Below are 25,240 nucleotides of genomic sequence, written 5' to 3'. Positions count from 1 at the left end.
CGGCCGCTCACCAGACCTGGCCGCGACGTTTAAGCTCCAGGCGGCGAACGAACTCTTCCAGCACCAATACATACAGGTCGTCCTGCAGGTAGGCGTCTTCGATGCCGGCGTCCATGTTCGGGTTGTCGTTGACTTCGATCACCACCACTTTGTCGCCGGACTGCTTGAGGTCGACCCCGTAGAGGCCATCGCCGATCAGGTTAGCGGTTTTGACCGCCAGTTCCACCACTGCCCGCGGCGCCTCGTGAACCGCCAGGGTGCGGCATTCACCGTTGATGTCCTGGCCCTTGGCCTTGTGGTTGTAGATTTGCCAGTGGCCTTTGGACATGAAGTATTGGCAGGCAAAGATCGGTTTGCGGTTGAGAACACCGATGCGCCAGTCGTATTCGGTGTAGAAGAACTCCTGTGCCAGCAACAGTACCGAGTGTTCGAACAGCTCGGCGGTGGCTTCGAGCAGTGCTTGCTGGCTTTCGACCTTGATCACACCCTGGGAAAAACACCCGTCGGGGATTTTCAACACCAGCGGAAACCCCAACCGTTCCCCCACCCGTTCGAAGTCTTCCGGTCGCTCCTTGTAGAGGATTTCGGTGGCGGGCATACCCAGTTGATGGCTCTTGAGCAGGTCCGTCAGGTACACCTTGTTGGTGCAACGCAGGATCGACGCCGGGTCGTCCATCACCACCAGTCCTTCGCTCTCGGCTTTCTTGGCGAAGCGGTACGTGTGGTTGTCGACGCTGGTGGTCTCGCGGATCAACAGGCCGTCGTACTCGGCAATCCGTGCGTAATCCTTGCGTTCGATCAATTCGACGTCGATACCCAGCGTCCTGCCGACCCTGACAAAATTGTCCAGTGCCTTGGCATTCGACGGCGGCAAAGCTTCCTGGGGATCGTGCAGGATGGCCAGGTCGTAACGGGCCAGCCGCCGTGAGCGCGGCATCCGCCAGATCTTGCGACTGAAACTGTCCAGAGAATGGGCGAATTGATCTTCCTGATCCTCGCGCAACTTGTGTAGCGCGCCGGACTTTATACCTTCGATGTGCCAGCCATTTGTTCGGCGAAATTCAACTAACAAGATTGGACAGGCAAATACTTCAAATAACTGCCGAGCCAGATCCTGCAACGGTTCAATATGGGTCTTGCCGAAATAAAGTGTCAGGGTAAAACCCTCGGTGTCGCTGTAAGCATGATGGCTGAGGGCTTTTTCCAGGGCTTTATCCAGATCGTCCAGCGCCAATCCATACAGGGACTTGCGGGTCAGTTCGCTGATGGTCCGCACCGAGGGAATGACCTTGTGCCCGCGGGCTTCGGCCAGCAGCGAGCAGTAATAACCGTGCCCCAGGTACTTGTAGCTACGACACAGGTTGATGACCTGAACGCGCTTGCCTTGCTCATTGTCGCGGGCTTGTTCCAGGTATTCCTGAGCCGAGACAATGTCTTCGCTGGGAAAATAAGAGGCCCAGTCTTCCTTGCGTTCGACGATGATAATCAACTGACTGGACGTTCTGCCGGTGTCATTCAAATAAGTTGCCGCTGGCAAAGTTTGCTCGGATACTTTGCGCCAATGACCTTGTACCGCTGACATAGTGATTGATCCGTTGGAGAACAAGACCTTTCCTATTAAGCACGAGATTTTTTGAAAGTCTCGTTTCGTTACGTAACTTTTACGGCGGTCATATGAGTACACTTTTTCGTTCAGCGGTCATCGAAGACGTACCCGCGTTATTGCAACTGGAAGAGCAATGCTTTACCACCGACCGACTCAACCGTCGCAGCTTTCAATGGATGATCAGCCGCGCCCACGGACAACTGCTGGTGGCCCAACGCGGTGAGCATCTGTTGGGTTATGCGGTAGTGCTTTTCCACCGAGGCACGTCGCGCGGGCGTCTGTATTCGATTGCCATCGCGGCCCAGGCCCGGGGCAATGGGCTGGGCAAGCAGTTGCTCGATCGCGTCGAGGCCTGCGCACTAGAGCACGATTGCACCCATTTGCGGCTGGAGGTGCGGATCGACAATCCGGGGGCGATTGCGCTGTATGAGCGTAACGGTTACCAGCGCTTTGCCCAGATTCACGACTATTACCAGGACCATGGCGCTGCACTGCGCCTGGAAAAACGCATTGGCCGGAATCGCCTTTCACGCCAGCCAACCTAAATCCTGTGGCGAGGGGATTTGGCGAAACGTCGCACCACCCCGTCGGGCTGCGAAGCGGCCCCATGCATTCTTTCAGAAAACCCGTGCACACATGTCTTGCGACGGCTGCGCCGCCGAATGGGGATAAATCCCCTCGCCACAGGGTTGTGTGTGTTACTTGAGGCCGATCTTGTACAACGCCCCGTCCGCTTCATCGGTCAGCACATACAAATACCCATCCGGCCCCTGCCGTACATCGCGGATGCGCTTGTTGAGTTCACCCAGCAAGCGCTCTTCGTGAACGACCTTGTCACCGTCGAATTGCAGGCGGATCAGTTCCTGGGTCACCAGTGCGCCGATAAATGCGTTGTGCTGCCAGGCCTTGAAGCGATCTGCGTCGTAGAACGCCATGCCGCTCAGCCCCGGGGATTTTTCCCAGACATGGTGCGGCCTGAGCGTGCCCTCGGCAGTTTTACCATTGGCTTCCGGGATCGGCAGGCCGGAGTAGTTGATGCCGTGGGTGGCCAGCGGCCAACCGTAATTCTTGCCACGTTCGATAATGTTGACCTCGTCACCGCCCCGGGGACCGTGCTCGTTTTCCCAAAGGGTGCCGGTCCAGGGATTGAGCGCCGCGCCTTGCGGATTGCGAACGCCGTAGGCCCAGATCTCCGGGCGCACACCCGCCTGGCCGACAAAGGGGTTGTCGTTCGGCACCTTGCCGTCCGGATAGATCCGCACGACCTTGCCTTGCAGTTTGTCGAGATCCTGGGCGGTCGGGCGATCATTGTTTTCGCCCAAGGTAATGAACAGATAGCCATCGCGGTCGAACACCAATCGCGAACCGAAATGGTTGCCGACGGAAAGCTTGGGTTCCTGACGGAAAATGACAGTGAAATTCTTAAGGTTCGTCAAATCTTCGGATAACTGCCCACGGCCAACGGCCGTGCCGGCCTTGCCCCCCGGACCGCCACCTTCGGCGTACGACAGATAGATCGTTCGGTCCAGCTTGAAATCCGGTGACAACGCCACATCCAGCAAACCGCCCTGCCCTTTGGCCCAGACCTTGGGCACGCCGTTGACGGGCGCCGAGAGTTTGCCGTCAGCCCCCACCACACGCAGGTTGCCGGGCCGTTCGGTCACCAGCATGCCCTTGCGGTCCGGAAGGAATGCCAGCGCCCAGGGATGCTCGAGCCCCTGGACAATTGGCGTGACCTCCAGCGTGCCCTGCTCGCTCTTCATGTCCAGGGTGGGCGCGGCCAGGGCAGGCTGCACGGCGATCAGACAGGCGCTGGCACAGAGTGAGGCCAGAAGGGATTTGAGGAGGTTTGGACGCGACATGCACGATTCCTTTTGTCATGTGAATGGGTGACAACTGGCGTCAGTCCCGACGAGGTGGATTAGGGATGAACCTGGGTGGATTGGCAGGAACTGGCTGGCTTTGGGGATAGCGATTGCCAATGCCTCCGTTGTCCAGGGTCGGCGGGCGCGGAACCGGCACGGTATTGGGGCCGCGAATGGCCGGTGCACTGGGTTGGGTGCCCTGCATGCTGTTGGGATTGGCACGGCGGATCGGGCTGTTGTAAGGATTGTTGTTGCTGCTGTTTGGCAGGTTCTGAGCGACCTGCAACGGTAAACCTTGCACAGGGTCTTGCGCCTGAGCCAGTGGAGCAAGAGCGCCACTCATGGTCAGCAGGATGAGGACGGTTAGGCGTCTGTTCATGGTGTGCCTCTGAAGGTGCACGTGCACAGGGTCTTCGATAGCACGCTACGCCCAGGGTTCGGATTTGTTAATCAAAACCTTTCCGGCAAGATGTAACACGAAGTTGAACCACCGCCGGGGCCGAGCTACAAGCCGCTGAAACTTTTACCCGAGGGCCAGGGTCACCTGAACATCACTTGCGAGTAGGCGACCATGGCACGGGCAATCTGGAAAGGCGCAATCAGTTTCGGGCTGGTGCATATTCCTGTGGCGTTGGTCTCGGCGACCTCATCGCAAGGGGTGGATTTCGACTGGCTTGACAGTCGCAGCATGGAACCGGTGGGCTACAAGCGCGTGAATAAAGTCACTGGCAAGGAAGTCACCAAGGAACACATCGTCAAAGGTGTGGCTTACGAAAAAGGCCGGTACGTGGTGCTCAGCGAAGAGGAGATCCGCTCCGCGCATCCGTTGTCGACCCAGACCATCGATATCTTTTCCTTTGTCGACAGCGAGCAGATTCCGTTGCAGAACATCGACACGCCTTACTACCTGGCACCGGACAAGCGTGGCGGCAAGGTCTATGCACTTCTGCGTGAAACCCTCACCAACACCAACAAAGTCGCCCTGGCCCGCGTGGTGCTGCATACCCGTCAGTACCTCGCCGCCTTGATGCCACTGGAATCGGCCCTGGTGCTGGTGAAACTGCGCTGGCCGGCAGAGGTGCGCAGCCTGGATGAACTTGCCTTGGGCCCTGATGTGACCAAGGCCGAACTGGCCAAGGGTGAACTGGACATGGCCAAACGCCTGGTGCAGGACATGAGCGCCGAGTGGTCGCCGGACGACTATCGGGATGAATTCGAAGACAAGATCATGGCGTTGGTGGACAAAAAGGCCCATGAAGGCAAGATCGAGGATGTGGAAACGGAGACGGGGGAAGAGGCCCGCAAGACGGCGGATGTGATCGATTTGACCGAGTTGCTCAAGCGTAGTCTGGGTGGCAAGGGGGCGGGAAAGGCTGCGGCCAAGCCTAAGGCGGCGAGTAAACCGGCGGTTGCGAAGAAAGCCAGTAAATAATGCGTTGAATGCCCCGCCCTCTTCGCGAGCAGGCTCACTCCCACAAGGTTTGCGCAGTTCCTGCAAGAGCGAGCCTGCTCGCGAAGGCTTTTTCAGATCAGAACGAAGATCGCCAGCAAACCACCGAAGATTGCCCACTTTTCCAGGTAATAGAGTTTGCGGTTGCGCTTCTTCAGTTCCTTGCCACGCAGGCGAATCTTGTAGATCTTGCCGAACAAACGATTGATGCCACCGGTCTTGTCGCCCGCCTCGTTAGGCGCGCCGGCGGCCGACATGACGGTGCGACTGAACCAGCCATTGAACGCTGCCGCCCAGCGGTATTTCATCGGACGCTCCACATCGCAGAACAGAATGATGCGGTTCTGCTCGGTGGTGTTTTCGGCGTAATGAATATAGGTCTCGTCGAACATCACCGCTTCACCGTCGCGCCAGTGGTAGTTCTGGCCGTCGACGTTGATGTAGCAACCGGCGTCGTTGGGCGTTTCCAGGCCCAGATGGTAACGGTAGGAACCGGCATACGGGTCGCGGTGACGCACCAATTTGGACCCCGGTGGCAACTCGGCAAACATGGCGGCCTTGATCGAGCCAATGCTCTGCACCAGCTCGGTGGTGCGCGGGCAGAGTTTCATTGCCGACGGGTGGCTGTCGCCGTACCACTTTAGATAGAAGCGTTTCCAGCCGGTCTTGAAAAACGAGTTGAAGCCGACATCGTCGTACTGGTTCGAACGTTTGATCTCACCGGCCCGCAGCAGGTTCTGGCCTTCGGCGCGAATTTCTTCCCAATGGGTCTGCAATGGACTCAGGTCAGGGAAATCCGCCGGATTGAGGTAAGGCTTGTTGGGGATCTTCGAGAACAGATAAAGGAAGCAATTGATCGGTGCGAGAAACGTCGAGTGATCGCTCAATTGGCGGCTGAGTTTGTGACGCACGCGACCGCGCAGGTGAACGTAGGCAACGGATACAACGTAAATTGCGGCAATGATGAGTTTCACGGAAATCGTCACACGTCAGAAGTGAACAAACTGCGCCCCCTGCCAGCCAGCAACCTGCGGGTCTTGTGCAGCGTCTGAAAACGAAACAGCGGTCTCTGCGCCCGTCCTTGAGCGGCGCCGGACATCGGCATCCGGTAGAAAGATGGCATTTTAGCCATCGTCTGTAACCAATTGTTAGCGTTCAAGTGTGAAAATCTGTCCACCGGGAATGGTCAAAGCAGCGCTGCGGTCTTATTGCCCTATCGTTTAAAGAGCCAGACCAGTACAATCGCCGCCAAACTTTACGCGCCCCCCCTTGGTTGATGACGGGTATGACCCCGGCCTCAGCGCACTTCGACTCGGCCGCACCCCTTGCTACTCTGAATGCTTCGCAGGAAAAACCTTTGATTTCTACAGCTAACATCACGATGCAGTTCGGCGCCAAGCCGCTTTTCGAAAACGTCTCGGTCAAGTTCAACGGTGGCAACCGTTATGGCTTGATCGGCGCCAACGGTTGCGGCAAGTCGACATTCATGAAAATTCTGGGCGGTGACCTCGAGCCATCCGGTGGCCAGGTCATGCTCGAGCCGAACGTACGCCTGGGTAAATTGCGCCAGGACCAGTTCGCCTACGAAGAATTCACCGTGATCGACACCGTGATCATGGGCCACGAAGAGCTGTGGAAGGTCAAGGCTGAACGCGACCGCATCTACTCGCTGCCGGAAATGAGCGAAGAAGACGGCATGGCCGTGGCCGAGCTGGAAACCGAGTTCGCCGAAATGGACGGCTACACCGCCGAATCCCGCGCCGGCGAACTGTTGCTGGGCCTGGGCATTCCCCTGGAACAGCATTTCGGCCCGATGACCGAAGTCGCACCAGGCTGGAAACTGCGGGTGCTGCTGGCGCAGGCGCTGTTCTCCGATCCGGAAGTGCTGTTGCTCGATGAACCGACCAACCACCTGGACATCAACACCATCCGTTGGCTGGAAACGATTCTCACGGCGCGTAACAGCACCATGATCATCATTTCCCACGACCGTCACTTCCTCAACAGCGTCTGCACCCACATGGCCGACCTGGACTATGGTGAACTGCGCCTGTTCCCGGGCAACTATGACGAGTATATGACCGCGGCGACCCAGTCCCGCGAGCAACTGCTATCGGACAACGCCAAGAAAAAAGCACAGATCGCCGAACTGCAGACTTTCGTCAGCCGCTTCTCGGCCAACGCCTCGAAAGCCAAGCAGGCCACTTCCCGCGCCAAGCAGATCGACAAGATCCAGTTGGCCGAAGTCAAGCCATCGAGCCGCGTAAGCCCGTTCATCCGCTTCGAACAGACCAAGAAGCTGCACCGCCAGGCCGTGACCATCGAGCAGATGTCCAAGGGCTTCGACGGCAAGACCCTGTTCAAGAACTTCAGCTTCACCGTCGAAGCCGGCGAGCGTGTAGCGATCATCGGCCCGAACGGTATCGGCAAGACTACCCTGCTGCGCACGCTGATGGGCGAACTGACCCCGGATGCCGGTTCCGTGAAATGGACCGAAAGCGCCGAGCTGGGCTACTACGCCCAGGACCACGCCCACGACTTCGAAGAGGATGTCAGCCTGTTCGACTGGATGGGCCAGTGGACGCAGGGCGAGCAGATTATTCGCGGCACCCTGGGTCGCATGCTGTTCTCCAACGACGAGATCCTCAAGTCGGTCAAGGTCATCTCCGGTGGTGAGCAAGGTCGCATGCTGTTCGGCAAGCTGATCCTGCAAAAACCGAACGTACTGGTGATGGACGAACCGACCAACCACCTGGACATGGAATCCATCGAGGCGCTGAACCTGGCGTTGGAGAACTACCCGGGCACGCTGATCTTCGTCAGCCACGACCGCGAGTTCGTATCGTCCCTGGCCACTCGCATCATCGAGCTGAGCCCCAATGGCGTGACCGACTTCAGTGGCACCTACGATGACTACCTGCGTAGCCAGGGCGTGGTGTTCTAAGGGCAGCTATTAGTTTCAAGCTGCAAGCTGCAAGAAAAAGCCCTGTTCCTGGTGACGGGGCTTTTTGCATTTCATGCCCGGGTGCCAAGACCATTCGCGAGCAGGCTCGCGAAGAAGTCCTTGTGAATAACGATGATCGAGAGACAAGTAGTTAGCCTGCTTCCTTTTATCCTGCCGCCAAGCCATCATGCAGTTCTCCCACCGCCGCCCGCGAACGAGCCCTCATGTCTGCGCAGCAACAGCCACCGCAAAGTTCCATGGCGATCACCCTGCAGATCGTCTCTATCGTTTTCTATACCTTTATTGCCTTCCTGTGCATCGGCCTGCCGATTGCGGTGTTGCCGGGGTATGTCCACGAGCAACTCGGGTTCAGCGCGGTCATCGCGGGGTTGACCATCGGCTCGCAGTACCTCGCCACCCTGCTCAGCCGGCCCATGGCGGGGCGCATGTCCGACAGCATCGGCACCAAGCGCGCGATCGTTTACGGTTTGGCGGGCATTGTGTTGAGCGGCGTGCTGACACTGTTGTCGACGATGTTGCAAAGCTTGCCGTTGCTCAGCCTGCTGATCCTGATCGCCGGCCGCCTGTTGCTCGGCATCGCCCAAGGCTTGATCGGGGTCGGCACCATCAGTTGGTGCATGGGCCAAGTGGGCGCCGAACACACGGCGCGCTCGATTTCATGGAACGGCATCGCGTCCTACGGTGCGATTGCCATCGGCGCGCCGCTTGGCGTGGTGATGGTCGATCAGCTGGGGTTCACCAGCCTGGGGATCGCCCTGTCGGTACTGGCCGCGCTGGGGCTCCTGCTGATCCGCAACAAACCTTCGGTGCCGGTGGTACGGGGTGAACGCCTGCCTTTCCGGGCCGTGTTCGGGCGCATTGCGCCCTTCGGTGCGAGCCTGAGCCTGGCCTCCATCGGCTACGGCACCCTGACCACCTTCATCACCCTGTATTACGTCAATCGCGGCTGGACCGGGGCGGCTTACTGCCTGACGGTATTCGGCGTGTGCTTCATTCTGGCCCGCTTGTTGTTCATCTCCAGCATCAGCCGCTTCGGTGGATTTAGCTCAGCCATTGCCTGCATGACCATCGAAACCGTCGGCCTTGTGCTGCTGTGGTTCGCGCCGTCGACGGGCTACGCCTTGATCGGCGCCGGGCTGACTGGATTCGGCCTGTCGCTGGTGTATCCGGCCTTGGGCGTCGAGGCGATCAAGCAAGTGCCCAACTCCAGCCGTGGCGCGGGGCTGAGTGCCTATGCGGTGTTTTTCGATCTGGCACTGGCGATTGCCGGGCCATTAATGGGCGCCGTGGCGCTGAACCTGGGGTATTCGTGGATTTTCTTTATCGCGGCCTTGCTGTCGGTGACTGCGTTGGCGTTGACATTGCTGCTCAAGCGCCGGGCGATGGATTAAGGCCCACCGCAATCCCTGTAGGCATCTATTGATCCGCGGTCTGCATCCCCGCCCGGGTCGCCTTGCCCAAGGTATGGGAGAAGAAGCGCCCGGCTTCGGAAATCAGATTGCGATGAATGTCTTCACGGTCGACGCCATCGGCATCGGTGCACAGTGCCGGCATCATCATGAGCTGTTCGTCGTTACACGGTGCCATGAACACGAAGTGCCCTGCCCCGGCCAGTAATTTGAAGTCTGGCGCGACCGGCAGTTTGCGCGCCAGTGCGGCGGCGTTTTTGTCGAAGGGCACCAGTTTGTCGCCATCACCGCTGTACAGCAGCACCGGCACATGCACGTCGGCCAGGGTATGACGGCCGAACTTGAGGCTCAACGGCGCCATCAGCAACAACGCATGGACGCGCGGGTCGGCGACCGGTTGCAAGTCATCACGGTCAACGATCAGTTCGCCCTGAGTGTTACAGGCATCGCGATCGTCCGGACGTTCCTGACAGTAACGGCGCAGGCGATCCAGGTCCGGTGTCGCGCCAGACAATATCAACGCTGTCTCCCCACCTGCCGAATAACCGATGACGCCAACCTGATCGGCATTGACGAACGGCGCCAGCATGCGATCGCCCAGCGTTGCGGTGATGGCTTCGGAAATCTGGATCGGCCGGCCGTAGAGGTTGCTCATGGTGCCGAGCCGACTATGGTCTTTAGAGTTGTCCCCCGGATGAATCACCGCCACCACCACGAACCCCTTGCGTGCCAGCGACGTGGCCAGGTCATGCAGGGCCAGCGGGGTCCCGGTGTTCCCATGGGACAGCATCAGCATCGGAAAACGACCCATGGCGACTTTGGTGTCTTCGCCGGCCTCCACCGTGTACCCCTCAAGCTTGCTGGCGTGCTCTTTTTCGCTGGAGGGATAGAACGCGATGGCGCGCATCGGTTGCAGATCGAGGGGATCGAGGAAACTCATTTCGTGATAGCCGACGCTCCAGTGAGGATGCGGCGCAGGGGCGGCGTGCACCGGATTCAGGCTGCTGAACAGGCATATCAGTAATGTTGCACAAAGACGCATCATGGGATGCTCCACCCTGTACCGAACCGAAGACGTTCTCCCCTCGACTGCATAACCCGGGCCACACCCTTGCAATCACGCAACAACTAGAAACAAAAAACTCCGTATCTGACCCTTGCGTGATCAGAATACAGAGTTTTTTGGGGATTGCCTGCGTCGTGTGACGTCTTTACGCAAGCCTTACGCAGCGGCGAACAGTTGCTCGCTGATTTGCGTGTGGGCGTCGCTCATGGCTTTGATACGCACTTCGTCCCCGTATGCCAGGCCGTGGGCGCGTACGAATTCGATATCGGTGATGCCGAGGAAACCGAACATCACTTTCAAGTACTCTTCATGCGCAACGCCGGTCGCCTGGCCCGCATGCAGACCACCGGAAGTCGAAACGATCACCACTTTCTTGCCACCGCACAGGCCTTCTGGACCGGCTTCGGTGTAGCGGAAAGTCTGGCCGGCAACGGCGATGCGGTCGATCCAGGCTTTGAGTTGAGTGGGGATGGTGAAGTTGTACATCGGGGCTGCAATCACTACGGCATCGGCGGCGAGGAATTCGGCCAGGGTCGAGGCGCTCAGCTCGGCTTCGTGCTGTTGTGCGGCGTCGCGCAGTTCAGCGGTCGTACCGGCGGCCACCAGGGTGGTCGAAGAGAAATGGCTGATGGCATCGGCGGCCAGGTCGCGGTAGGTCACCACGGCTGTTGGCTCGGCGGTTTGCCAGGCTTTCACAACTTCGCTGCTCAGCTGACGGGAAGCCGAGTTGTCACCAAGAATGCTCGAATCGATATGCAGCAGTTTCATGTGGGATCTCCAGGTGAGGATCGCCGCCAGGGCGATCGGATGGAGACAATCCTACAGACGAAACCAATGGGTGATTAGACTGCAAAAATGCGAAAGTTTGTCCTACCGACAGAACAATTGAGGTTCACCTGCAATACCGTCAAACCCAAGAGGTTAGCTTCTCCGTCACCTCTCCTCGCTGATTATTGAGCATCAAATCCCAGCGCAGCCACCCGTGGCATCCGAACAAATCCCTGATTGCCGTCACGGAATGTTGATCCGGACATTCGCTGAAATAGTTATACAAAAAAATTGACTTGTACAGCATGCACCCTATCCTTTAAAAACTATACAAGAGACATAGAATTGTACAAGTAAAGAGAGAGGGGGGAAGCTCCATGGTCGATCGCGCGCACACCGGAAAGACCAGGATCAGCGCCCCTTGCACGCGAACTGATTCATCCCGCCTGGCGAGTGATCCGCGACCCGCCTCTGTTGTCGCCGCGGCCCCCTTACAGCCCTTGAATTTGCCCGAGGCCCGACAGGCAATGGAGACGCAACGTGTCTGACTTCCTGCGACGTTTCGCCCACGATTTCGCAGCGCTGAACGCCGCTAATCTGCACACGCTCGGGGATTTGTACAGCCACGATGTGCGCTTCAGTGATCCGCTCCATGAGATCCAGGGCCTGACAGCGTTGCAGGACTATTTCACAGAGCTGTATGCCAACGTCAGCGAACTTGGCTTCACGTTTCACAGCTATGACCAGGTGCAAGAAGGTGCCGGCTATCTGCGCTGGACCCTGCATTACCGTCATCCCCGTTTACGCCGCGGCCAACTGATAGAGGTTGTTGGCTGTTCGTATCTGCGATGGCACGAGAAGGTGTATCAGCATCGCGACTATTTCGATGCAGGCGCCCTGCTCTACGAGCATCTGCCGTTAATGGGGACCGCCATTGGCTGGCTGAAAGGGAGGTTGGCATGAAACGCATCTGGCTCACTGGAGCCAGCAGCGGCATTGGCGCCGCCCTGGCGGATATTTTACTGACCCAAGGTCATTTCCTGGCCGTCAGTGCCCGCAATGTAAAGGCCTTGGAAAGCTTGCACAGGAACTATCCGCAACAAGTACTGCTTCTGCCAGGTGACCTGACTGAGCCTGGCGTGGTTCAGGCCATGGGGCAGCGAATCGGGCAAGTCTGGGGTCATCTGGATCAGGTCATCCTCAACGCGGGCACCTGCGAGTATTTGGATGCAGGCCTCTTTGAAGCCAACATGATTGAACGCGTGATGCGGGCCAATTTGTTTTCCGCTGCTTACTGCGTGGAAGCTGCCCTACCGCTGTTGCGCAAGGCTCAGCGGCCTCATCTAGTGGCAGTGTGCAGTTCGGTGACCTACCTGCCGTTACCGCGCGCCGAAGCTTATGGCGCCTCCAAGGCGGCAATGCGTTACCTGTTTCAATCGTTACGCATCGACCTGGTACACGAGGGTATCGACGTCACGCTCGTCAGCCCGGGCTTCGTCGATACGCCACTCACACAACAGAACGATTTCCCGATGCCGATGCGCTGGCCGGTCGGTAAAGCCGCCGCCTACATCACCACCCGGTTGGAAAAACGGCCATTGGAAATCGCCTTTCCAGGTCCATTCATTGCGGCTCTTCGCGCGTTAGCAATATTGCCTCAGCGCCTGCAACTGGCATTGGGCAAACGCATGGTACGTCCGGTTAAAGAAGAATCTTCATGAAAATAGCCATCATCGGTAGCGGTATTTCCGGTCTGACCTGCGCCTACCTGCTCAACCGCCAGCAAGACATTACTGTATTCGAGGCCAGTGACTGGATCGGTGGTCATAGCCATACGGTTGACGTCGAAGTAGAGGGCGAACGCCATGCCATCGATACTGGCTTTATCGTCTTCAACGACTGGACCTATCCCAACTTCATCCGTCTGCTGGATCAACTCGGCGTAGCCTCGCAACCCACCGAAATGAGCTTTTCGGTTCAGGATCCGCGTAGCGGCATTGAATACAATGGCAGCAACCTCAACCAGGTGTTCGCCCAGCGGCGCAATCTGCTTTCACCTGGTTTCTGGGGCATGTTGCGCGAGATTTTACGCTTCAACAGCCAAGCCCTGCGTGACCTGGACGAACAGCGCATAACGGACGACACCACGTTGGGTGCCTATCTGCGGGAAAACCGCTACGGCCAACGTTTTATCGAACACTACATAGTCCCTATGGGGTCGGCTATCTGGTCGATGTCACTGGGCGAGATGCAACGCTTTCCCTTCCAGTTTTTCGTACGTTTCTGCAAAAACCACGGGCTCCTGTCCGTCACCAATCGGCCACAATGGCGTGTGGTCAGCGGCGGTTCGCGCAGTTACGTATCCGCCTTGAGTGCCGGCTTTGTCGAGCGTATCCGCCTCAACTGCCCGGTGTATCGGGTGGAGCGTGACTTGGGTGGGGTCACCCTGCACTGTGCGACAGGAAGCAAGCGCTTTGACAACGTAGTGTTCGCCTGCCACAGCGACCAGGCATTACGCCTGTTGGTCGCTCCCAGCCAAGCCGAACGGGAGATACTCGGCGCACTGCACTACGCCGAGAACGATGTGGTGCTGCACAGCGATACCCGTCTGTTGCCGAAAAGTCGCCGAGCATGGGCGAGCTGGAATTACCGCCTCGGTGACTCAGCCCAGCATCTGGCCGCTGTCACCTACAACATGAATATCTTGCAAGGGCTGCAGAGCAACACCACCTTCTGCGTCAGCCTGAACCAGACCGCGGCCATTGAACCGAGCAAAATCCTCGACCGTTTCCGTTACGCCCACCCGCAATACAGCCAGGCAGGACTGGTTGCACAGGCACGATGGCAAGAATTACAAGGCGCCCAGAACAGCTATTACTGCGGCGCCTACTGGGCCAACGGTTTCCACGAGGACGGCGTGGTGAGTGCCTTGCGAGTGGCAGCCGCGTTCGGAGAACGACTGTGAACAGCGCGCTGTACCGCGGCTGGGTCAGCCACCGCCGGCTGCTGCCGCGCGCCCATGGGTTTCGCTACCGCATGGGTATGCTCTATCTGGATCTGGCGGAACAACAACAGGTGCTGGCCTTGTCGTGGCTGGCCGGACATTCACGCTGGGCTGCCTTTGCCTTCCGCGAAACTGACTACCTGCCGCAGTCAACGCGTCAGGGCATGTCCCTGATCGACGCTGTACGCCAGCGTGTGGAACAGGCCCTCGGGCACGCGCCGCAGGGAAGAATCTGTCTGCTCACCCAGCCACGCAGCTGGGGGCTGTCTTTCAATCCGATCAGCTTGTTTTATTGCTTTGAATCGGACGGCAGCCTGGCCGCCATTCTCTGCGAAGTCAGTAATACCCCTTGGCGAGAGCGTTACCACTATGTGCTGCCGACCAACGCTACCGGTGACTCACGCCACAGGGTCGCCAAGAGCTTTCACGTCTCGCCCTTCCTGCCTCGAGATCTGGAGTACCGCATGCGGTTTTCCGCTCCCGGCCAGGCGCTGCACGTGACCATGCAGGATTGGCAAGGTGAGCAAAAAATATTTGAGGCGGGCCTGGGTCTGGAGCGTGTCGAACTGACGCGCCAAAGCCTGCATCGCCACCTTCTGGACTTTCCCTGGATGACCGGCAAGACCCTGCTCGGCATTTACTCGCAAGCCCTGCGTCTGCTGCTCAAGCGCCTGCCACTGTTTTCCCACAAAGCTGCCGTCGGTGAATATCGCACCGCGAACCTGGAGTCTCGCCATGACGAATCCTAGCTTGACCCCAATAACCTGTGGCTCTGCTGCCAACGGGGTGGGCGCGCGTGTATTGAAGAAAGGCGTCTTGCGTCAATTGGCGCACCTGCGCCAGGGTCATTTGGTAATCATCGTCGACGGTGAGCCACTGAGTTTTGGCCAGCCTGGTGCGACGCCACATGGCGAAATCGAAGTGCACAATGCGGCGCTCTGGCCAATGGTGGCGGTCAATGGCTCAATTGGCGCCGGCGAGGCTTACATCCACGGATACTGGAGCAGTCCCGATCTGACCGCCGTGATCCGCGTGTTCGTTGCCAATCTCGAGGTGCTGGATGGAATGGAGCGCGGCCTGGCACTTATACGCCGCCCTTTGGTAAAAGCGCTGCATTGGCTCAACCGCAACACCCGCCAAGGCTCGCAACGCAACATTTGTGCGCATTACGATCTGGGCAACGCGCTGTTCGAACAACTGCTGGATCCCAGCATGATGTACTCCGCCGCCATGTTCCGCTCAAACAACGATAGCCTCGAACAAGCTCAAATGTACAAGCTGGAGCGCATCTGCCAAAAGCTCGATCTCAAACCCAGTGACCACCTGCTGGAGATCGGCACCGGTTGGGGCAGCATGGCCATTTATGCGGCCACCCGATACGGCTGCAAGGTCACGACCACCACGTTGTCGCGTGAGCAGTTCGCCTACACCCAGCGCCGGATCGAAGAGCAGTGCCTGCAAGGCCGGGTTACCCTGCTGTTGCAGGACTATCGTGACCTGACGGGCCAATACGACAAGCTGGTGTCGATCGAGATGATCGAGGCCGTCGGCCACCGCTTCCTGCCCGATTACTTTAAACAGTGTGCCCATCTGCTCAAAGAACACGGCCTTATGCTATTGCAGGCCATCACCATTCGGGACCAGCGCTATGAGCAGGCGAAAAAAACCGTCGATTTTATTCAGCGCTACATCTTTCCAGGCGGTGCCTTGCCTTCGGTAAGCGCCATGCTGCAGACCATCAGTCGCGACACCGACCTGAACCTTCATCACATGGAAGACTTTGGCCTTCATTACGCCCGTACCCTTCGCCTGTGGCATGACAATCTGCGACGTGGCCGGCACAACCTGGAAGCGTTGGGTTACGACCAGACGTTTTACCGCCTGTGGGAGTTTTACCTGTGCTACTGCGAGGGCGGCTTTCTGGAACGAAGCATCGGCACCGCGCACCTATTACTCGCCAAACCCGGAGCACGGCCGCAGCCCTTCGGTCTAGAGGCGTGAACGTGCGAGGCCGGACGTTGCTCAACGCAGGGCTTTTCCAGCTCGGCTGGTTCGCCTGCGTTTTGGGTGCGCAACGGCCGTGGCTATTGCTGATTGCAATAACTTGTCTGGCGATACACCTGCTTTGGATTTCAAAGAATCCTGATGAGTGGCGCCTCCTGTTATGGGTGGCCGCCTGCGGTTGGGTTCTGGACAGTGCTCTACTGCACCTTGGGGTATTTCAGTTTCCCGGTGCCATGCTTGTTTTACCCCTTTGGCTGGCAATACTTTGGCTTCTGTTCGCCAGCACTTTGCGTCACAGCCTGAGCTGGACAAAGCGTCCCTGGTGGATGGGCAGCTTACTGGGGGCATTTGGCGGGCCTCTCTCTTACTGGGGCGGCGCCAGGTTAGCGGACGTGGGCCTGCCGCTGGGTGTTTGGCCCAGTGTTCTGATACTCGCATTGATATGGGCGCTATTGATGCCAGCGTTGCACTGGATAGCCCTACAGTCTGCGCGTTGACTCAAGACTGCTTGCGAAAGAATAAGGTGATCTGGCCAACTTCCACTTCAAACTTGGTCATGAACGAGCGATTGATCATGGTGTTCTTGTCCATCAAGTACATCCAGTCGTCTAAATGAACCTCATACTCCTTGCCATCCACCGGCAACCTCAGCACATAGCGCCAGCGCAATGTATTGCCTGCAACCTCGCCATGCGCTTCGCCCACCACGTCGCCAGCGGTTCCACGCCATCGGCCTGGTCCGGCCGGGGTTAGCGTCCACACCCGTTTTTGCTGAGTACCGTCGCTGTATGTAAACGACTCGTCGAGGATCAACTGGTTACCGACGGAGTGGCCATGGATCTCTACGTGGAAGCGTTTGGTGACCTCACCTGAGCGCTTTTGAAACATGCCCCAGGCTTCGACCCGCCCCTCGAAGAATTCGCGCAAATCAAGCTTGGGCATTTCCTGGCTGTAGGTTTGCACATCCACCCGGCTGCAACTTGCAAGGCTGATGCACAACGCCAATATCCAGATCCTCAACATGCGCGTTACCTCTACGGTTTCAGGGTTTTGCGGCGCCCAGCAATTGGGCGCGCAACTGCGGGTTGCGGGTTCGGGGGTCAAGCCAGATGGCAAAAAAAGCTTTGGCGAACGCCTCATCCCTCACCACATGCCGTAGATTGTCGCCGACGTAAAAACGTGCGCCCTCAGCGGGCAAATAGACACCCGTGATGCGATCACCGGCGCGCACATCGACAAACGCTTGCCGCATCTCCTGCTCCCAACGGGCCATCAACTCCGAATTCGGAGGAGTGGGCGACAGGCGTCTGATCTCCTTGATGCTGGCCTCGACCAGATCCTCGCGACTGATAGCGCGACGGTAGGTCAGCTCCAGCGCAAAAGGCCTATCCGCGCGGGTCGGATCACCGACAATCAGGTGTGGGCTCCAGAATTGCGCGCTGTAGATGGAGAAACCGAATACGCGCAGCTCCCCGCTCCCCATCCGACGAGCATCGGGTAAAGCCTCGCGCCAATCAGCTAACAGGTCTGCGCTCAGGAGCATCGGAACGAGACAGAAAAGGTGGCGGAATAAGCGGTCCTTCTGCTGGCTCATGCAAAGGCCTCGATAAGACTCAAGAGATGCCTTTAAAAGTTATACCAAATTATTAGTTTGTACAGCTTTTATCTCGAAGGCGCTGCGGATGCCTTCGCAGGGCTCTCCTGGCGTCGGCTTTGGCAAAGTCATCCACATCTGCACCTACCGCATGGCCGGATGCGCCTTCCCGGCTTTCTCACAAGCGATCCTGTCCGCTTCGGCGTTGGCGCCAAAATCCACGGCCAACTTATCGATCAGGCCGCGGACCGAAGGCAGTAACCCCCTGCGAGACGGGAAGACCGCATGGATAAGCCCACTACGAAGTACGAACTCAGGCAGTACTTCCACCAAGAGTCCATCATGTATGGCATGGCGAACCATGATCTCAGGCATTTGCACGACCCCTACCCCCTGTACGGCGGCACGGTGCAGTGCATCAAGGTCCGAAGTAACAAATCTTGGCGCGTGGACGGCCTCGATCAGTTGATTTTTTGCGCCTAAAAAAGTCCACTTGTGCTCACGGTTGGGTGGACCAAGATCCATGCTCGGCAAACGCGCCAAATCCTTGGGTGTTTGCAGCGTCAACCCTTCAATCAACGATGGTCGCGCCACCAGTTTCTGATGGCTGTCACCCAACACTCTCATCACCAGGTTGTCGTCCTCCAGTGGCGGAAAACGCACTCTCAGCGCGATGTCATACCCCTCACCCAGCACATCGACGCGGCGATTTGTACTATCAATATGCACCTGAACTTTAGGGTGCAGTACCATGAACTCCGCGATGATGTCACTGACCCCCATGGCACCCAAAGCCGGTGGGCAACTGATACGCACGATTCCCTGAGGCTCGGAGCGCGAATGCTCGACCACTTGTTCGGCTGCATCGGCTTCAACGAGCATCGCCACGCAATGGCGATAGTAATCCTGACCGATCTCTGTGACCGTGAACTTGCGGGTTGATCGCTGGATCAGGCGGACACCGAGCCGCTCTTCAAGCGAGGCAATGCGCCTGCTCAGTTTCGATTTCGGTATGTCGAGTTTTTTACTCGCACTTGTGAAACCGTTGTGGTCGACGACCTGAACAAAAAAGTACAAATCATTGAAATCGTACACGGAGCCATTTACTCGCAGTCTGAATACAAGGCGGAGTATCGCAGGTGATAGAACGTGTTTCACATATCCCGCCGGGAGAAACCGCTCGAAGCGGGTGCAGAGGCTGCAGTAGGCCCTTTATCGGACTTGGCGCACGACAGCGTGAGCATGATCGTTGGTGACTCGCAGCCCGCATTACGTGCCCGGCTCAACCATTTGATCGAAACATTCAATGCCCATGGAGACTATTTGTTATGAAGGCTGCACGCATGAGTGAAGCGCAGGTCGCGGCCTTTTGCCTGGCCTTGCCCGGTGCTCGAGAGGATTACAAGTGGGGCGGCGTGCGGGTGTTTTCGGTGGCCGGGACCAAGATGTTCGCCTTGCAGAACCTGCGTGGTGACTCGCTGGCATTCAAGGTCGACAAGGATCTGTTTCTCGGTCACTGCGACCGTCCCGGCATTCATCCGGCGCCTTATCTGGCGCGGGCCCAGTGGGTCATCATGGCAACGCCCTACCCGCTTGGCGCCGAGGAGTTGCAGGGCTTGTTGCGACGCTCCCATCAACTGGTGGTCGGCAAGTTGCCCAAGCGCGCGCAGGTCGGGCTGCTGCTCTAGACCAACGAACAACCCACCGGGGTTGCTCACTGTCTTTCAGAACAATGCAAACAGATGTGCGCCGAGAAACAACATGTCGATCCAGAACACCTGATGCAGCAGCACGATGAGCCAGAACACCAGTTGAAAGGAAAACTTGCGCGTCTTGTGCCGAAACATTTGCTGCGCCAGTAAGGCACCCGGCCAGCCACCGGCGAACTCCAGCGCATGCAGGACGTTCTCCGGGGTACGCCAGTGATCGGCGCGCGCCTTGCGCTTGTCGCTCCAGTACAGCAAAAACGCCAGCACGCTGACGATGCCGTAGGCCGCCAGGGGAATTAGCGAAACCCCTTGCAACGCCATCGACATCGAACCGAAAAACGGCAACGCACACAGGATCGCGAACACCAGCAACTTCAACCGCAGATTACGGATCTCGCCGCCCGATGGGCGTCCAGAGTTGTTGCGCGCGCCCGAGTCACTCATGGCTTGACCGCGGTCCAGTCGACCCAGCCGAACTGCCAGGTGGCCAGGATGACCAGGCCAAATGCGATGCGGTACCAGGCAAATGCCGCATAGCTGTGGCTGGCGATGAACTTGAGCAAGCCCCTGACGGCGATCATCGCGAAGATGAACGCAGTGACGAAGCCGATGGCGAATACCGGGAAATCGGCCGGGACGAACAGCTTGTGGTACTTGTAGCCCGAGTACACGGCGGCACCCACCATGGTCGGCATCGCCAGGAAGAACGAAAACTCGGTGGCGGTCTTGCGCGACAGGCCGAACAATAATCCACCGATGATTGTGCAGCCGGAGCGAGAGGTCCCCGGAATCATCGCCAGGCACTGGGCGAAGCCGACTTTCAGGGCATCTTTCCAGGTGATCTCATCCACTGTTTCGGCATGCACCTCATGCTGACGATTTTCCGCCCACAACATGACGATACCGCCCACCACCAACGCGGCGGCCACCGTGATCGGGTTGAACAGATAGTGATGGATCAAGTCGGCGAAGATCACCCCCAGAACCACGGCGGGAAAGAAGGCAATCAGCAGGTTCGCGGTAAAGCGTCGTGCGCCGGGTTGCGTCGGCAAGCCAATGACCACATCGAAAATCTTGCGGCGAAATTCCCACACCACCGCCAGGATCGCCCCCAACTGGATAATGATGTTGAACGCCATGGCGCGCTCGCCACCGAAATTGAGCAGGTCGGCCACAATGATCTGGTGCCCGGTACTGGAAATGGGCAAAAACTCTGTCAGCCCTTCTACAACCCCAAGTATCAACGCCTGAAAGGCAGTCCAAAGATCCATCAATCCCCCAAAGGCTATGCGTCAACGCATGCCCCGTTAGTATTTTTCAAAGCGTTCAGCGTAGTTGAAAACCCGCGCGCACAAGATACCCGCAGGCCGGGAAAAATTCCGTGAAAAATCAATTTGTATTCAGGTTTTTCCGCGCGCGGCCGAAATCCTGTGAGAGAAGCCCGATTGGCGTTGCCACGTTATCGGGCCGGACAGGATGCTGGCGATCACTTCTTACAAGAACAACCACAAAAACAAGAATCTGGAGCACCGCGTTATGAACAGCTTGCGCAATATGTCGATCAGTCGGCGTTTGTGGCTCATCTTGATCGTGGCCGTCGTGATGCTATTGGCGTTGGGCGCCTTGATGCTCAAGCAGATTCACGAAGACCTCAATGAGGCCAAGGCGCAAAAAACCCAGCATGTGGTGCAAACCGCCAGCGGCATTCTCACCTACTACCACGGCCTGGAAACCGCCGGCACCCTCACCCGCGAGGCGGCGCAGAAACAGGCGCTGACCGCCGTGCGCGGACTGCGCTATGACCAGAACGATTACTTCTGGATCAATGACCTCACGCCAGTGATGGTCATGCACCCTGCCAACCCGAAACTCGATGGTCAGAACCTGTCGGCGATCCGCGACCCGGACGGCTTTGCGGTGTTCAACGAAATGGTCGCCGTCGCCAAGGCCAAGGGCGCCGGCATCATCAATTATCGCTGGCCGAAACCGGGTGCCAGCGACCCGGTGGAAAAAACCTCCTACGTCAAACTGTTCGAACCCTGGGGCTGGGTGATCGGCTCGGGCGTGTACATCGATGACATGCAAGCCGAGTTCTACGGCCAGGTCTGGGAAGCATCGGCGATCGGCCTGGCCATCGCACTGATCATGGCGGCGCTGGTGATCGTGATTGCCCGCAGCATCGTCCGCCCGCTTCAGGAAACCGTGAACGCGATGGCCAACATCGCCAGCGGCGAAAGCGACCTGACCCGCAGCCTCGACACCCACGGCCAGGATGAAGTCACGCAACTGGCGCGGCACTTCAACGCCTTCACCACCAAACTGCGGCTGGTGATCGGTGAGTTGCAGGTGTCCGCCAGTGCCCTGGGGCAATCGTCCAGCGAACTGGGCAACGACGCCACCCAGGCCCAACAACGCAGCCAGCAACAATCGCAACAGATGGAACTGGTGGCCACCGCGATCAATGAAGTGACCTATGGCGTGCAGGATGTGGCGAAGAACGCCGAGCATGCCGCCAGCGAAATGCGCGATGCCGAAGCGCAGGCGCAACAAGGCCAGATCAACATCGACGGCAGTCTCAAGCAGATCGATACCCTGTCCTCCACCATCGACCAGGCGGTGGAAGTGATCCGCACACTGGCCAGCGAAAGCACCCAGATAGGCAGCGTCCTGGAAGTGATCCGCTCCATCGCCGAGCAAACCAATTTGCTGGCCCTCAACGCCGCGATCGAGGCGGCCCGGGCCGGCGAGCAAGGTCGAGGGTTCGCGGTGGTGGCCGATGAAGTGCGCCTGCTGGCCCAGCGTACCCAGAAATCCACGGCAGAAATCCAGTCGATGATCGAACGCCTGCAAACTCACTCCGAGGCAGCGGTCAAGGTGATCGGCGACAGCAGTCGGGCTTCGCAACTCACGATCGAACAAGCCGGTCTGGCCGGCGCCAGCCTCAATGCCATCGCCCAGGCATTGCGCAACCTCAACGGGCTGAACGCATCGATTGCCAGCGCGACGTTGCAGCAGGCGCATGTGGTCGAGGACATCAACCAGAACGTCACGCAAGCAGCCGGACTCTCCCACAGCACCGCGCTCGCGGCCGAGCAGTCCAGCGTGGCGAGCGTGCGGCTCAAGGACTTGAGTGAGCAGTTGAACGGGTTGCTCAGGCAGTTCCGCGTGTAAGCCGAAGAATCGCTTGCATGATCCCTTGTGGGAGCGAGCCTGCTCGCGAAAGCGGTGGGTCAGTCGGCATGGATGTTGGCTGGGTTGGCCTCTTCGCGAGCAGGCTCGCTCCCTCAGGTGCCTGAGGTTACAATCCGCCCCCTCTCCGACTTCCCCCAAGGAACCTGCATGTCCGGGCTTGAACTGTTTGCCGCCACCCTCGGTGTCATTGCCGTCTGGTTGACGGTCAAGCAGAACCCCTGGTGCTGGCCGATCGGCCTGGTCATGGTACTTATCTACAGCTGGATCTTTTTCGAAGTGAAGCTGTATTCGGACATGCTGCTGCAAGTGATCTATGCCGGCCTGCAGATCTACGGCTGGTGGCAATGGACCCATGCCGGTGATGCACGGCATGGGCGCGAAGTCAGCTGGCTCGACGGTCCAAACGTGGTGTTGGGCCTGGTCATCGGGGCGATTGGCAGCCTGCTGTTGGGTGCCGCCATGGCCCACTGGACCGACGCCGCCCAACCCTGGCTCGATGCCGCACTGACGGGTTTCAGCCTGGTGGCGCAATGGTGGATGGCGCAAAAACGCGTGCAGTGCTGGCCGCTGTGGATCGTCCTGGATGTGATCTTCGTCGGGTTGTTCGTCTACAAAGCGCTGTACCTGACGGCCGTATTGTATGGAGTGTTCCTGCTGCTGGCCGTGCAGGGCTGGCGCGAATGGCGCGCGGCCCCGGCGTTGCGTACATGAAAGTCCTGGTGCTCACAGGGCCGGAGTCCAGCGGTAAAAGCTGGCTTTCGAACGAGATTCACGCCAACTTTGGCGGCATATTGGTCAATGAGTACGTTAGGCACTTCATCGACAGCAAAGCACGCGAAACCCGCTATGATGACATTACGTCAATAGCACATGGCCAGCTGACTTGGGAGGATGAAGCCCGCGCCAAACAGCCGTCACTGCTGATTCTTGATACGCACCTCTTGAGCAATATCCTTTGGAGTCGCACGTTGTTTGGCGATTGTCCGAAGTGGCTCGAGCAAGCACTGCTGGCACGGCATTACGATCTGCATTTGCTGCTGAGCCCTGAAAACGTGGCCTGGCATGACGACGGGCAGCGTTGCCAGCCGCAACTGGCAGAACGTCAGGCGTTTTTCCAGGCCAGTCGCCATTGGCTCGACCTGCACCGCCAGCCATATCAGGTCCTGCAAGGGGATTGGCAACAGCGTCAGGACGCGGCATTAGAGGCAGTGACACGCTTGCTCAAGACCTGACAGGGTGACCCGCGCTGCCGATCTGTCCATTCCTGAAACACTCATCCTGCGAAAACCCGCGAGCTAAAGCCTTCCGGGCATTTCGGCAAGAAATGTTAAGCCACTGATACAACCTGCCTGCAGCGCCCGTAGCGAGCTATGGCGCCAGCGGAGACGGCGTTCTAGAGCGGTTCTGTCTCAGGGGCTTTACATTTTTTTTTGACTACTTCGACAATTAAAGTCAACCCACTGTTTTCAATGGAAAAACAAAAAACGGCACACCTTCTGCTCTATACCTCGCACCGCTGATAAGGGCCAGCGTTGCACTCACAGAAGGAATTGCCGCCGTGGGGAAATTCAATAATAAAAGTTTCTATAGCCTCCTGCTGATCGGATGTGCACTGGGCTCAAGTGTTTGCGTGCATGTACAGGCCGACAACGGCATCATTGTGATCACCCGTGATGTCAAAACGCGCATGGCCACCCGTGCGCCGGTGATTCCCGACCCCAACCCCACCACCGTCAACGCCAACCCGTCGCAACAGATCCTCAAACAAACGAACGAGTTGAACGACGGCGACTTTGCAAGCGTCACCAGTGGCACGGGCATCTCCGGCCTGATCAATCAGGGCACCGGCAACCTGGGCGGCAACATCAGCAACCAGACCCAGCTTTCCAACCTCCCCGCCGGGCGTTCGGGCAACTCCGGCAGCGGTATCGCCAACATGGTCAATTCAAGCGTCCAGCGAGGCCTGGGTGCGCTGAACATCATGACGGGAGACCGTTAAGATGAATCGTACGCTGCTGATTCTCGCCATGTTTTGCAGTGCATCGACCTTTGCTCAATCTCCCGTCATCAACAACGCCGAAATCGACGGTTCGGGCATGCAGTATCAGGGCAACCTCGCCGTCAACCAGGCGGCGGGCGATCTGCAACAACAAGCCAACGCCCGGGCCTTCGCCAATGGCCACAATGCCAGTGCCAGCACCCAGATCCGCCAACGGTTGCGTACGGTGGTCGACCCCAATATGGAAGCTCGGTCCAGCATCCAGGGCGCCTCCTTCAGCCATGGCAATGGCGCACTGGGCGTTAACCAGAGCTCGGGAGCCAGTAACCAGCAAGCCAACGCACTGCGCATCAGTATCAGTGCTCAACCGCAAAGTATCGACGACAGCGTCCTCATGCAACAGAACGTGGCGCTGATCAACAACTCCGATCCAACTGACTCCACACCCGGCTATCGCCAGGTCACTACCAGTGACCAGGCTTTCACCGGTAGCCGTGGGGTGATTCAGTTGAATCAGAGCGCCGGGGTGGGAAACCGAATGGCCAACACCCTGAGCGTACGGGTCGTGGATTGACCCAAACAGGTAGGAAACAACACTTAACCTAAAAT

Annotated in this window: 26 protein-coding genes and 1 pseudogene; 16 read left to right on the top strand and 11 right to left on the bottom strand. The window is 58.2% G+C overall.

Annotation, left to right across the window (positions count from 1 at the left end; translation table 11 throughout):
• Positions 1-7: 7 nt before the first annotated feature.
• Positions 8-1,582 carry a RimK family ATP-grasp domain-containing protein gene (locus AC07ZE_RS14395; protein WP_259331953.1) on the bottom strand — a complete coding sequence of 525 codons (1,575 nt, stop codon included), beginning with the start codon at positions 1,580-1,582 and terminating at the stop codon, positions 8-10.
• Positions 1,583-1,674: 92 nt separating this feature from the next.
• Between AC07ZE_RS14395 and rimI the strand changes: the two are divergent.
• Positions 1,675-2,139: pseudogene (gene rimI, locus AC07ZE_RS14390) on the top strand (ribosomal protein S18-alanine N-acetyltransferase); the annotation flags it as partial.
• Positions 2,140-2,304: 165 nt separating this feature from the next.
• Here the strand turns inward: rimI and AC07ZE_RS14385 are convergent.
• Both AC07ZE_RS14385 and AC07ZE_RS14380 read right to left on the bottom strand, forming a co-directional pair.
• On the bottom strand, positions 2,305-3,468 hold the full coding sequence (locus tag AC07ZE_RS14385) for a PQQ-dependent sugar dehydrogenase (RefSeq protein WP_207265386.1): 1,164 nt from the start codon (positions 3,466-3,468) through the stop codon (positions 2,305-2,307).
• Positions 3,469-3,508: 40 nt separating this feature from the next.
• Entirely contained in the window at positions 3,509-3,850 is a 342-nt protein-coding gene (locus AC07ZE_RS14380; protein ID WP_207265385.1) for a hypothetical protein, read from the bottom strand.
• 192 nt (positions 3,851-4,042) lie between these two features.
• On the opposite strand from AC07ZE_RS14380, the gene ku reads away from it, so the two are divergent.
• On the top strand, positions 4,043-4,903 hold the full coding sequence (ku, locus tag AC07ZE_RS14375; RefSeq protein ID WP_207265384.1) for a non-homologous end joining protein Ku: 861 nt from the start codon (positions 4,043-4,045) through the stop codon (positions 4,901-4,903).
• 92 nt (positions 4,904-4,995) lie between these two features.
• On the opposite strand, the gene lpxO is transcribed toward ku, so the two are convergent.
• Positions 4,996-5,895: a lipid A hydroxylase LpxO gene (lpxO, locus tag AC07ZE_RS14370; RefSeq protein WP_207265383.1), complete on the bottom strand. Its 900-nt coding sequence runs from the start codon at positions 5,893-5,895 to the stop codon at positions 4,996-4,998.
• Positions 5,896-6,278: 383 nt separating this feature from the next.
• Between lpxO and AC07ZE_RS14365 the strand changes: the two genes are divergently transcribed.
• Both AC07ZE_RS14365 and AC07ZE_RS14360 read left to right on the top strand, forming a co-directional pair.
• Complete coding sequence (locus AC07ZE_RS14365) at positions 6,279-7,865, top strand: ABC-F family ATPase (protein ID WP_207265382.1); 1,587 nt, start codon at positions 6,279-6,281, stop codon at positions 7,863-7,865.
• Positions 7,866-8,089: 224 nt separating this feature from the next.
• Positions 8,090-9,277, top strand: a complete 1,188-nt coding sequence (locus AC07ZE_RS14360) for an MFS transporter (RefSeq protein ID WP_207265381.1) — start codon at positions 8,090-8,092, stop codon at positions 9,275-9,277.
• A gap of 25 nt (positions 9,278-9,302) precedes the next feature.
• On the opposite strand, the gene AC07ZE_RS14355 is transcribed toward AC07ZE_RS14360, so the two are convergent.
• Both AC07ZE_RS14355 and AC07ZE_RS14350 read right to left on the bottom strand, forming a co-directional pair.
• Positions 9,303-10,340 carry an alpha/beta hydrolase family protein gene (locus AC07ZE_RS14355; protein ID WP_207265380.1) on the bottom strand — a complete coding sequence of 346 codons (1,038 nt, stop codon included), beginning with the start codon at positions 10,338-10,340 and terminating at the stop codon, positions 9,303-9,305.
• 177 nt (positions 10,341-10,517) lie between these two features.
• Positions 10,518-11,129, bottom strand: a complete 612-nt coding sequence (locus AC07ZE_RS14350; protein WP_095194183.1) for an FMN-dependent NADH-azoreductase — start codon at positions 11,127-11,129, stop codon at positions 10,518-10,520.
• Between the two features lie 540 nt (positions 11,130-11,669).
• On the opposite strand from AC07ZE_RS14350, the gene AC07ZE_RS14345 reads away from it, so the two are divergent.
• Genes AC07ZE_RS14345 through AC07ZE_RS14320 form a run of 6 tightly spaced genes read left to right on the top strand, consistent with a single transcriptional unit; the run spans position 11,670 to position 16,634 of the window.
• The gene (locus AC07ZE_RS14345) at positions 11,670-12,092 is read left to right on the top strand and encodes a nuclear transport factor 2 family protein (RefSeq protein WP_207265379.1); all 423 of its coding nucleotides are present in this window, start codon (positions 11,670-11,672) and stop codon (positions 12,090-12,092) included.
• Complete coding sequence (locus tag AC07ZE_RS14340) at positions 12,089-12,850, top strand: SDR family NAD(P)-dependent oxidoreductase (RefSeq protein WP_207265378.1); 762 nt, start codon at positions 12,089-12,091, stop codon at positions 12,848-12,850. Before AC07ZE_RS14345 ends, AC07ZE_RS14340 begins: the two co-directional genes overlap by 4 nt.
• The gene (locus tag AC07ZE_RS14335; RefSeq protein ID WP_207265377.1) at positions 12,847-14,094 is read left to right on the top strand and encodes an NAD(P)/FAD-dependent oxidoreductase; all 1,248 of its coding nucleotides are present in this window, start codon (positions 12,847-12,849) and stop codon (positions 14,092-14,094) included. Before AC07ZE_RS14340 ends, AC07ZE_RS14335 begins: the two co-directional genes overlap by 4 nt.
• A complete protein-coding gene (locus AC07ZE_RS14330) occupies positions 14,091-14,882 on the top strand; it encodes a DUF1365 domain-containing protein (RefSeq protein WP_207265376.1) in 792 nt (263 codons plus the stop codon). Before AC07ZE_RS14335 ends, AC07ZE_RS14330 begins: the two co-directional genes overlap by 4 nt.
• Complete coding sequence (locus AC07ZE_RS14325) at positions 14,869-16,134, top strand: SAM-dependent methyltransferase (RefSeq protein WP_207265375.1); 1,266 nt, start codon at positions 14,869-14,871, stop codon at positions 16,132-16,134. The genes AC07ZE_RS14330 and AC07ZE_RS14325 overlap by 14 nt, the downstream gene beginning before the upstream one ends.
• A 2-nt stretch (positions 16,135-16,136) precedes the next feature.
• On the top strand, positions 16,137-16,634 hold the full coding sequence (locus AC07ZE_RS14320; protein WP_207267815.1) for a DUF2878 domain-containing protein: 498 nt from the start codon (positions 16,137-16,139) through the stop codon (positions 16,632-16,634).
• 1 nt (position 16,635) lies between these two features.
• Here the strand turns inward: AC07ZE_RS14320 and AC07ZE_RS14315 are convergent, their stop codons facing one another.
• The 3 genes from AC07ZE_RS14315 to AC07ZE_RS14305 form a co-directional block, all read right to left on the bottom strand.
• Positions 16,636-17,160 (bottom strand): DUF3833 domain-containing protein, encoded by a 525-nt coding sequence (locus tag AC07ZE_RS14315; RefSeq protein ID WP_207265374.1) that lies wholly within the window; start codon positions 17,158-17,160, stop codon positions 16,636-16,638.
• Positions 17,161-17,179: 19 nt separating this feature from the next.
• Positions 17,180-17,731 carry a chalcone isomerase family protein gene (locus AC07ZE_RS14310; protein ID WP_207265373.1) on the bottom strand — a complete coding sequence of 184 codons (552 nt, stop codon included), beginning with the start codon at positions 17,729-17,731 and terminating at the stop codon, positions 17,180-17,182.
• A 144-nt stretch (positions 17,732-17,875) separates the two neighbouring features.
• On the bottom strand, positions 17,876-18,826 hold the full coding sequence (locus AC07ZE_RS14305) for a LysR substrate-binding domain-containing protein (protein ID WP_207265372.1): 951 nt from the start codon (positions 18,824-18,826) through the stop codon (positions 17,876-17,878).
• Between the two features lie 233 nt (positions 18,827-19,059).
• Between AC07ZE_RS14305 and AC07ZE_RS14300 the strand changes: the two genes are divergently transcribed.
• The gene (locus AC07ZE_RS14300; RefSeq protein WP_207265371.1) at positions 19,060-19,419 is read left to right on the top strand and encodes an MmcQ/YjbR family DNA-binding protein; all 360 of its coding nucleotides are present in this window, start codon (positions 19,060-19,062) and stop codon (positions 19,417-19,419) included.
• A 36-nt stretch (positions 19,420-19,455) separates the two neighbouring features.
• On the opposite strand, the gene AC07ZE_RS14295 is transcribed toward AC07ZE_RS14300, so the two are convergent.
• Together AC07ZE_RS14295 and AC07ZE_RS14290 are read right to left on the bottom strand one after the other, a co-directional pair.
• On the bottom strand, positions 19,456-19,884 hold the full coding sequence (locus tag AC07ZE_RS14295; RefSeq protein WP_207265370.1) for a DUF1294 domain-containing protein: 429 nt from the start codon (positions 19,882-19,884) through the stop codon (positions 19,456-19,458).
• Positions 19,881-20,711 carry an undecaprenyl-diphosphate phosphatase gene (locus tag AC07ZE_RS14290; protein ID WP_207265369.1) on the bottom strand — a complete coding sequence of 277 codons (831 nt, stop codon included), beginning with the start codon at positions 20,709-20,711 and terminating at the stop codon, positions 19,881-19,883. The genes AC07ZE_RS14295 and AC07ZE_RS14290 overlap by 4 nt, the downstream gene beginning before the upstream one ends.
• A 265-nt stretch (positions 20,712-20,976) precedes the next feature.
• On the opposite strand from AC07ZE_RS14290, the gene AC07ZE_RS14285 reads away from it, so the two are divergent.
• The 5 genes from AC07ZE_RS14285 (at position 20,977) to fapB (ending at position 25,205) form a co-directional block, all read left to right on the top strand.
• Entirely contained in the window at positions 20,977-22,611 is a 1,635-nt protein-coding gene (locus AC07ZE_RS14285; protein ID WP_207265368.1) for a methyl-accepting chemotaxis protein, read from the top strand.
• A 168-nt stretch (positions 22,612-22,779) separates the two neighbouring features.
• Positions 22,780-23,343, top strand: coding sequence for a nicotinamide riboside transporter PnuC (gene pnuC, locus AC07ZE_RS14280; RefSeq protein WP_207265367.1), 564 nt, complete (start codon positions 22,780-22,782; stop codon positions 23,341-23,343).
• Positions 23,340-23,864, top strand: coding sequence for an AAA family ATPase (locus tag AC07ZE_RS14275; RefSeq protein ID WP_207265366.1), 525 nt, complete (start codon positions 23,340-23,342; stop codon positions 23,862-23,864). The genes pnuC and AC07ZE_RS14275 overlap by 4 nt, the downstream gene beginning before the upstream one ends.
• Before the next feature lie 326 nt (positions 23,865-24,190).
• Positions 24,191-24,631 carry a functional amyloid chaperone FapA gene (gene fapA / locus AC07ZE_RS14270; RefSeq protein ID WP_207265365.1) on the top strand — a complete coding sequence of 147 codons (441 nt, stop codon included), beginning with the start codon at positions 24,191-24,193 and terminating at the stop codon, positions 24,629-24,631.
• Position 24,632: 1 nt separating this feature from the next.
• A complete protein-coding gene (gene fapB, locus AC07ZE_RS14265) occupies positions 24,633-25,205 on the top strand; it encodes a fibril amyloid subunit FapB (protein ID WP_207265364.1) in 573 nt (190 codons plus the stop codon).
• Positions 25,206-25,240 lie beyond the last annotated feature (35 nt).

It is taken from the genome of Pseudomonas sp. GW101-3H06, from assembly GCF_059424605.1.
Note: the sequence above shows the minus strand (reverse complement) of the source record. Positions and strands in the feature narration are given on the sequence as shown.